Raw genomic sequence first — 9,429 nt, forward strand, 5'->3', positions numbered from 1 at the left:
GAAGCATTTTCCTGAAGGTTGTTCCAATTAGCGCAACCTCTTTGTGTACAAGTTAAAATCGCTCTTGAGAAAGACTTTGCAAAAAATGCTTCGCCCTTACAACGTCTCGAGCTGAAGCTCGAGTTACCTTGCGCCTGCGAATTTGCAAGGGATTCTTCCTCCCGTTGAAGCGGGATTCCGAATGACATGCTGGCACAGGCTTTCACTGACTGGGCACAACTTGCCGTTTCGCAAAATAATATATAATTAAAATTAATTCTTTGCGGTTTTTTAAAGGGTGCGGCTATGCTGCCTTAGAAGAAGAAAATTTTCCCTTGTTTAATTTTCCCCTTTATCGTATCTTTTTCTACGGATAAATTTTTGGGAGAAAGCCATGCGTACTAAACCGGATGAGAAAGCGCGTAAAATTTTAGAAGCTGCCGTCGAAGTGTTTGCCCGGAAAGGGTATCAGCAGGCTAAAATTTCAGAAATTGCCAAACGTGCCGGCGTGGCTCATGGAAGCGTTTACACCTATTATAAAAACAAAGAAACCTTATTGTACCAGATGATCGTTTCCGTCTGGAAACAATTCAGCGATCGCATGCTGACCATTAGTAAAGATACCGACATGGATCCCCTAGAAAAGCTTCGCCACATGGTTGATGCCACATTTGAAGTTTTTACAGCCGATCCGCAATTGGGATTTGTGGTCATTAAAGAACATAACGAATTACGCAAAAAAGGCATTGACGCCTCCCAGAAGGAATATCCCCATTTAGTCAGGAGCTTTTGTCGCGTGTACGAAGAGGGCGTTGCCGACGGTTTTTTTAACGCTTCCATTCATTGCGAAATGTATTTTCACTTTGTGTTTGGCGGGTTGTACCACATTATTCATCGCTGGGCTTACGATCCGCCATCCATTGAACTGGATGAGGCGAGCGAACAGGTAAAACATTACATTCAACAAAGTCTGATACGGGGTTAATGACCTTCTGTCAGATTTTTAACCAGTCCCGCATATTTGCGTTCAATTTTAAAACCAAATCGATAGAAATACTCCGGACGGAAAAAACCGGTGGTAACATATTTTAATCCGGCGTCGCGCATGCGATTAAAAAACTCGGCCATTAGTCCTTCGCTGATCCCTTTGCGTCGGTACTTGGCCGTGACCACAATCTTTTCCATATGGGCCGTTTCTTCATTCACTTTGGAATAAAACAAGCCACCGATCACATATCCCCTTTCCGAAACAGCAATCAAAAAGCGGTGCTCCGGTTTAAACACCACCGGCAGATTGGCTTCCAGAAAAATGTTGTGTAAACGGGCAATCTCTTTGGGAGTCATAGGTTTGCGGACATGAAACCTCCGACCGTCGTAATCTTCCATGGTCACCACCACGTCGCTTTGCTGCACCCCGCTGGGCGAAACGCTTAGCCAGCCGGCGGCGTCTTCTGGTTGTAAATGCGGATATCCCAGACGGCTGAGGAAAAATTCTTCCTTTTCGCTCAAGTGAAATTGGTGGCGAATTTCAGAGAATCGTTTTAGACGATCCTCATGCGTTAATGGTCTTTTAGCAGATTGTTTGATGATATTTTTCAACTTGGCTTTAAACTGCGCCGAAGAATCCTTAAAGACGGTTTCCAGGTAGAATCGCGCTCTGATTTCCGGATAGCGCTGCTCAAACTGTGAAAGCTGGTAGGTCTCGTACAATTCGTTCAATGTAAACAATTGAGCCGAAAAATCGGCCTGGGGATTCAGCTGCATCCAGCGCTGGAAACGCTGAATGGCAAAATAGAGATTACGCGGAATGTAGCCCTCCTGCTCGACCTGTTTAATGAAGCGCCGCAGTTCTCTGTCCAGTTCCTGCGGTTTGTTTTCCACAGTTTGATCCGTAAGCATGTGTTGTAAATGGTTCAGGCCGCTTTTTTCGCCTTCGGCGTCCAGAATGCCGCTAAAAATGTAAAAATAGATGCGTCGATCCTTTTTAAGAAAGGGATAGGTTTGTTGCTGGCGCAACACAAACTGCTGATAGAAATCGCACACCAGCTCGAGCAAACCATTGGACTTTTTGCGGTTCCGGATGGAAAAGATACGCACACCGGTGAGGTAATCATGGGCCGGAATCATGATGTTGGCTGCGCTCTTATCTTCAATTTCCAGTTGATAGCCCGTCCGGCGCCAGAAACTGACATGGGCCGAAATACCCGACCAGACAAAGTGGGGCCAGAGCACTTGCAAGCGACTTTGCGATTCCGTATTATTGCGTCGCATAATTTTTGAAATGTACATCTGCAGAGAATCGCCCGGGATGTACTCCTCGGTCCACAGGTTGTATTCTTTCCAGAAGCCCCCGAATTCTTCCACCAACCGTATGCCCCGCGCCAGAGCGCCGGCGTGAATGAGCCAGTTCATCTCTTCGCGAATGGATTCGGTAGGTTGCCCGTGTTCCAGATTGATCACAAAATCCGCGCCCCCCTGGAAGCGCGTTTGCACCGAAACGCGGTAAACGCTGTGGTTGGGCTCTGTGTACAATTTACTAATCCACACGCCGCCTGGCGGGATATCATACAAACCGGCCAGAATGCCATCTCCTAATAAGAACAAGGCTTCGCGAATAATCGGTTGCTCACTGATGGCTTTGAGCAGGAACTGTTGATCTTTTTCCGGAATGTCTTCTTCAAAAATAACAACATCATTCCAGCGATACTCTTCTCCGGTCTCCACATCGATCGAAATTTTCTGGTTTTCTCCGATCCAGCGCCGAAAGCCTTGCAGTAATTTAATCCGCACTTCGGAGGCCATTTGAGAAAGACCAGGAATATCATGTCGCAGCTGATAACGCACAATCCACTGGCGGATTTTTTTGTAATGCATGGGGTGGACAACACCTATCTGTCCCAGAAGATGTAACAGAGGCGCCACGGCTGTTTGCTGAATATTCTGGTTTGGGCTCAAACGTTTGATCTCATTCTTAATGAGGGCGTGAATTCCTCCCAACACTTCCAGATCCACATCCAGTTTATCGGCCACGGCCTCAATCAAATCCGGGGTTAAAAAGCGATGATTAAATTGCAAATAACCGGACAAATAATCTTTTAGTGCCCGACCTCTGAACAGGTGCAGCCCAAGTAAAAACATTTGCTGCAAGGCGTCAAGCGACCAGGCATAGCGCGGATAAGCCACCAATTGTTTGAGTAGGCCATAGAACGATTGCTGAGGATCATTTAAAATCTTTTGCAAATACGCAATGCCCTTAGCTATGGCCGCCGTGTCTTCGCTTTGAATATGGAGAATGGAAAGATGAATGCCTTTGAGATTAAATTCCTCGCTTTCGAGCAACTGCTGAAAATCTTCCATCTCCTGTGGTGTGAGAGGTGTGGCGCGGAAAAAGCGAACCAGTTGTAAACGTTCATTTAAATTGTCCAGGCGGTACCAATGAAAGATCTCCTCGCCGGTAAATTCGAGTAAAGCCCGATTACCCAACCAATACAAGGGATTGGAGAAAATTAACTGCATGTCGATTTCAGAATCGCTGAAGCGGTAAATATAATCGCCGATCTGAATCATGTCGTCTGCAACTTTTTGCAGGGGCAAAACACACTTATGGCCAGGGATGACGATGCCCCTTTCGTTCAGCTGCAGGTCTTTAATTAAAAAGCCCTTTTCTCGTAAGAACCAGTTTGGGATTTGCAGCGTAAAACCCTGCCACTTAACATCTATAAAAATTTGCTGATACATCTCTTCGATGAGCGCAGCGAAGTTTTGTTCAATGACGCGCCGTTTGAAAGTGCCCTTGGGAGTAAGCTCACCCTGTTCAGCCGAAAAGGGGCGATCAATAATCCTGAAATCGACAATGCGCTCAAAGGGCGCCAGAAAATTATTGACAGTAACGACCAGCGAAGAGAAAAAATTGTGCAGTTCTTCTGCGTCCATCTGGCGCAGGGGATTACCCTGGCCTTCCAAATTAGGGTAGATCAGAACCGTGTTAAAAGGCCGATTGTCCCCCACCAGAAAAACCTGCTTAACAAACTCGGAATCGTAAAAGAAATTTTCGATGCGCTGTGGGGCGATCGTTTCACCCCGAATGTTTTTGTAAATCTCTTTTTTGCGGTCAATGATTTCAAAATAGCCATTAGGCAATTGGCGCATGATATCGCCCGTTGGGAACCAGCCATCTACAAAGGGTTGCTTGCGGTGCCCATAGTAGCCCATCATCACATACGGGCCGCGAATGAGCAGTTCGCCATCTTCGGCCAATTTAGCCTGAATGCCGGGCAGGGGCCGACCCAGGGTATTTTCAACATAGTTTCCGGGTTCGGTCATGGTAATACCCCCGGTGGCCTCGGTCATACCAAAGCCGCTTAACAGTTCCACACCGTTGCGTTGAAAAAAGCGAAAGATGGTCGGATCCAGATAACCGGCAGCCGAGAGCCCCCAGCGCAAATGCCCTCCGGTGGTCTCTTGCACCGCTTGCTTCACCAGCGCTTCATCATCCAGTTCTACATCCACGCGCTGAGCGATATGTTCGTACAGCTGCATCCACTTTTTGGGAATACTTATAAAGACCGTCGGTTTCACCAGTTGCATATTGCGTATCAGAGTTTCGATAGCCGGATTTTCCATGAAATAGTACTCGGCCGTCCAGAAAACGGAACCGATCATCTCCAGATAGCGGCCAAAGGTGTGAAACAAAGGCAAATAAGAAAGAAAACGATCTTGCGGTCCGATTTCAGGCAGCGCCAGGGCGCGGCAAAACCGCTTGTAGATGATGTTCATCTGCGAAAACATGATGCCCTTGGGTTCGCCGGTTGTTCCGGAGGTGTACATGATGCTCGCCAGATCGCCTGTGGAAAAATTTTCCTGGCGCTCCACCAGCTGATCATGACTCAGTTGCATGCCCATTTGAATGAGTTGAGCCTGTGACAGAATGCGCTCTTCGGTGGGCTGTTCTTTAATCATCACAATGTGTTCAAGCTGTACCAGCTCTTTACGCACCTGATTCACGATTTCGAGCTGTTTGTGCCCGGAAATCAACAGGATTCTGGCGCCGGTTTGATTGAGAATGAAAGCCACCTGATGGGCCACCGAATTGGCCGGAATCATCACATTGACCAAACCGCTTGACAAACAGGCCAGATCGAGCAGGGCCATTTCCAGACTGTTTTGCATAAAGAAAGCCACGGCAGGTCTGTCTGGTGGCAGATGACCGCTAAGAGCCAGCAAGCCCCGCCCGTATTGTAAAATGCGTTCTTTTATCGCAGAAAACGAATAGCGCAACACGCTGTCGCCGCTGATCAGACCAAAAATCGTTTTTTGGGGGTAAAGTTTAAAACGCTGACGCAACAGCGGAGCCATGGTAAAATTACTCTTTTCGATCAATTGCAAAATCAACTCCTCCCAGGGCTCCGTTGTTTTGAGGCGTTTCAAAAAAACAGGTTGACGTAAGAGCTCAAGGTACAGGTGGATGACAGCGCGCATTTCATTCTGTAACTCGTCATTGATGAGCCATAATTGTTGGCCCAGTTCCATGAAGGAAGCTTCGGACACCTCTTCCATGAAGGCGTCTCTCAGATTTGCGCTGAAAAGGACTTCAAACAGATCGTTCAGTTCTATTAGCGTTTCGCGCACGGCAAAGCCATTTATTTTTTTCAGGGTTTGTAAAAGATTTTCGAACTGTTGAACCATTGAGCCAAACTCTTCATGAGCCAGGGCCATTTCTCCAGCCGAAAAAAGTTGTTTAAGACGGGTTAGTTGCGCTATAGTTTGATGAAGCATGATGTAACCTGAGTTTAATTTGCTTTACAGGAAATTAGCAAATTTTGAACCCTGATCAAACCGGAATATTTTCACAAGGTATGGATTCATGTGGGCGATTTTTTTGAAGATGGTTTATTTACAACTTTATTTGCTCTGCATGCTCAATTCTCTTCTGGCCTTTTCTCACACAGGGACGAGGGCGCAATTCAGGCTGCCAGTGTAAGGGATTTCTGGTTTTGCCCTTTCTCCCCACCAATTGTCATTTCGACCGATGCGCGGAGCGAAAGCGACATGCTGGGCGGAGAAATCGTTCTTAGAAAGAGAGTGTTACCATAACCACCATATTGTTTTCGATGTTTCTACTCAATCCCCAGTGCCAGACCCAGCTCAAATAAAACGACTTAAAAATTGCTTTTGAAACCGTGACAGTAAGCAGGCCAAGCCCCTTTTTGGGGACATCATCCAGAAAACGATTGGAATACGTGCCATAAGCCAGAACCGTTAAAAGTTCAAACTGATCCCAGGTTAACTGGTTACTCAATTCAATCCAGTAATAATCATCCCGTTCCTGGCCCTGCGTACTTTTCTGCGGGGGGACATAATAGGTTGCCAGTCCCCACTTTCCCGTTTCAACTCTGGCGTACAATTCGCCCTCCATTCTGGCTCGGTTGTTAAAGGACTGAAACAGATCGTAGCTATATTGCATAATTAAAAGCAAGCCATTCAGCAGAAAACTGCAGAAAAGGATCGGTTTCCAGTCTTGCGCTACCCGGGCCAAAATCCACCGATGAGGTCCACAGTCCCAACTGGAAAGAGTTTAAATCCACGGCTACCAAACTTTGAAATGCAGGGCCACGATTTTGAACAATCCCTCGCCACACATAAGTGGAAACCAGCGAGGCAGCGCCGCTCACTGAGGCCTGGGCCTGCAGAAACGTGAGAGATAAAAACAGCGTTGTAATTCCTTTAATTGTCGTTTTTAAAAATGACATAGCTCATTCTCCTTGTGAAAAACATGCGACATTTTGCAAGATGTATCTGGCTCAAGCACTCCAGATATTTCGCCACAGAGGCAGGAAAAATTTTTCTGTGCTAAATAGCTATTTGTAAGGAAGAAGTTAAATGCCCCAACTCTATTTTACAGAATTCTAAAATAACACACGATTTCAACCATTCCCATTCAGCGGGTATTTTGGCCCCCCTTTTTTTCAATCCTGATGTACTTTTTTCATAGCCACCCCGGGAGGCCAAAATTTCCTTCTTCGTTTTCTTATTGTGTTGTAAAGATCTGAAAGCCATTGTACGCTTCCATGCCATGTTCACCAATATCCAGCCCTCTGAGTTCTTCTTCCGCGCCCACTCTCAGGCCAATGGTTTTAGCAATGCCTTTGAATATCAGAATACCCAGACCAAAGGCCCAGGCAAAGGCCTTTGCCACGCCAAAGCTCTGAACGGCCAGCAACCTGATTCCACCGCCATACAACAAGCCTCCCTTAGTGGAGAACAATCCGACGGCCAGGGTGCCAAAAGCGCCGCAAACGCCATGCACACTCACCGCGCCGACCGGGTCATCGATTTTTAAAGTACGATCGAGGTAAAACACACTCAACACCACAAGAACGCCGGCAATAAATCCAATAGTCACTGCTCAAAGAGGAGTCACGCTGGCACAACCGGCGGTGATTGCTACCAGACCGGCTAAAGCGCCATTGAATGTCATTGAAGCTTCCGGTTTTCGTTCGATTAACCAGGCAGTGGCCATAGCCGCAATACCTCCAGCGGCTCCCGCCAGATTGGTATTTATGGCAATTAGCCCGACTTCCCCGTCGGCAAATGTTGTACTTCCTGGATTAAAACCGAACCAGCCGAACCAGAGAATAAAAACGCCCAATGCGCCCAGGGCAATATTGTGTCCAGGAATAGCATTGGAGGAACCATCTGGATTGTATTTGCCAAGACGGGGCCCCAAAGTCATAGCTCCAGCCAGAGCCAGCCAGCCACCGATGGAATGCACTACCGTTGATCCGGCAAAATCAACAAATCCCAATCGTTCCAGCCAGCCGCTCCCGGCCAACAAAGAGCCCCAGGCCCAGGAACCGAACACCGGATAAATCAGACCAGAAATCAGGAAACTATACAGTAAATAGCTTCCAAACCTGGTACGTTCAGCCATGGCACCTGAGACTATGGTGGCTGCGGTTCCGGCAAACACCGTCTGAAAGATCAAAAATGTCCATAACCAATCTTTTGTGCCAAAGACATCGAGTGAAGGTACAAAATAGGTGGTGCCAAACAAACCATTTGTTTGACCAAACATCAAGCCAAAGCCCACCAGGTAAAAAACGACCGAAGCCACACAAAAATCCATTAAATTTTTTATTATAATATTAACCGTGTTTTTGGCTCGTGAAAAGCCACTTTCTACCATAGCAAAACCGGCCTGCATGAAAAAGACCATGGACGCCGCTATTAACGTCCAAACGGTATTCATGTTCAACTGCAATAACCGGTCGGATTTCGCAAGCGCCGCAGCAGTGGGCACATCGGCATGCCCCAGGCTGAAGGCCATCAACACCAATATTCCACTTAGCATCATGTATTTCTTCATGTTAACACCCTTTCTTCTATTAACCAATGGCTGCTTTTCCTTCTTCGCCCGCGCGGATTCTTACACATCGGGCCAGATCAACTACAAAAATCTTTCCATCCCCAATATTTCCGGTTCGGGCGCTTTCTACAATGGCCTCAATCGTAGGTTGCAAAAATTCCTCGTTTACTGCGATTTCGATGCGCACTTTTTTAAGCAGATTTACTTCAATGCGCGCCCCTCGATAGGTCTCGGAATAGCCTTTTTGCTCACCACAACCTAAAGCATTGGTAACTGACATTTTAAATATTTGCCTGGAGTAAAGAACCTGCTTTACCGCTTTTAACCGTTCTGGCTGGATGTAAGCAATGACCAGCTTCATGAGCGACTCCTTATTTAAATGGTACATTGATTTCCCTGCTGTGCTCTTTTAAATTCAAATGCTGTACCAATTTCTATTGAGAGGGCTTAATTATTTATTTTTCTAAAAATTAATTAAAATTGAACTGGTTTATTAAGAACTACATTTTTGCAGGACAAAATGCTTTTTACTACAATTTTGTTTCTATCATTTTCTTGATTTTTGTTAAACAGCGGAGATAAATCATTTTACTGAAGAAACTTGCACTTTAAGAACGGGAATAATATCGATATTTTATGGATATTTTTATTTGGCATAGAAATTATTGCATCTTATGGCTGCATTTTCCAGCAATTATCCCAGAGCATTCCTACAAAATTAAAAGGATTTCTATAGAGTCCTACATTTTTGTAAGTTAATGCTGAAGTTATTTGCTCAGCGTAAAGGCCTCAAAGCCAGCTTTGCCGTTTTCTTAAATGGTTGAGTTAAATTAATGAGAACAGATCTTACCGTTAAATAGTTATCAGCCCGATTACTGGTCGTTAATGGGGATATAATTAGAATACTTCCTTCAAAACTTATAATCCCGCTTAGCGGGATGCGAAAATTCTTGTGTTAAAGATCCTAACCCCCCGGCCCCCTTCCCTTTTTTAATAAAGGGAAGGGGGAGCGAATTGTGCCGCTTTGCTGAGTCTTCGCCTTACATGTCAACAAATTTTATTTTTTTTGAAATCTTTGTGCTCTC

At 45.9% G+C, this 9,429-nt stretch carries 5 protein-coding genes and 1 pseudogene; 1 reads left to right on the top strand and 5 read right to left on the bottom strand.

Going from position 1 to position 9,429, the window contains the following annotated elements:
- Positions 1-373: 373 nt before the first annotated feature.
- Entirely contained in the window at positions 374-964 is a 591-nt protein-coding gene (locus tag ACWB0I_RS08375) for a TetR/AcrR family transcriptional regulator (RefSeq protein ID WP_479387603.1), read from the top strand.
- Here the strand turns inward: ACWB0I_RS08375 and ACWB0I_RS08380 are convergent.
- From ACWB0I_RS08380 to ACWB0I_RS08400, 5 genes and pseudogenes are all read right to left on the bottom strand, one after another.
- Entirely contained in the window at positions 961-5,754 is a 4,794-nt protein-coding gene (locus ACWB0I_RS08380; protein ID WP_479387604.1) for a GNAT family N-acetyltransferase, read from the bottom strand. The two genes, ACWB0I_RS08375 and ACWB0I_RS08380, sit on opposite strands and share 4 nt — an antisense overlap.
- A 295-nt stretch (positions 5,755-6,049) precedes the next feature.
- A complete protein-coding gene (locus ACWB0I_RS08385) occupies positions 6,050-6,442 on the bottom strand; it encodes a hypothetical protein (protein ID WP_479387605.1) in 393 nt (130 codons plus the stop codon).
- Positions 6,432-6,728, bottom strand: coding sequence for a TorF family putative porin (locus ACWB0I_RS08390; protein ID WP_479387606.1), 297 nt, complete (start codon positions 6,726-6,728; stop codon positions 6,432-6,434). Before ACWB0I_RS08390 ends, ACWB0I_RS08385 begins: the two co-directional genes overlap by 11 nt.
- A gap of 278 nt (positions 6,729-7,006) precedes the next feature.
- Positions 7,007-8,344 (bottom strand): annotated as a pseudogene (locus tag ACWB0I_RS08395) (ammonium transporter).
- A 19-nt stretch (positions 8,345-8,363) separates the two neighbouring features.
- On the bottom strand, positions 8,364-8,705 hold the full coding sequence (locus ACWB0I_RS08400; RefSeq protein WP_479387607.1) for a P-II family nitrogen regulator: 342 nt from the start codon (positions 8,703-8,705) through the stop codon (positions 8,364-8,366).
- Positions 8,706-9,429 lie beyond the last annotated feature (724 nt).

This window comes from Caldithrix sp., from assembly GCF_056497305.1.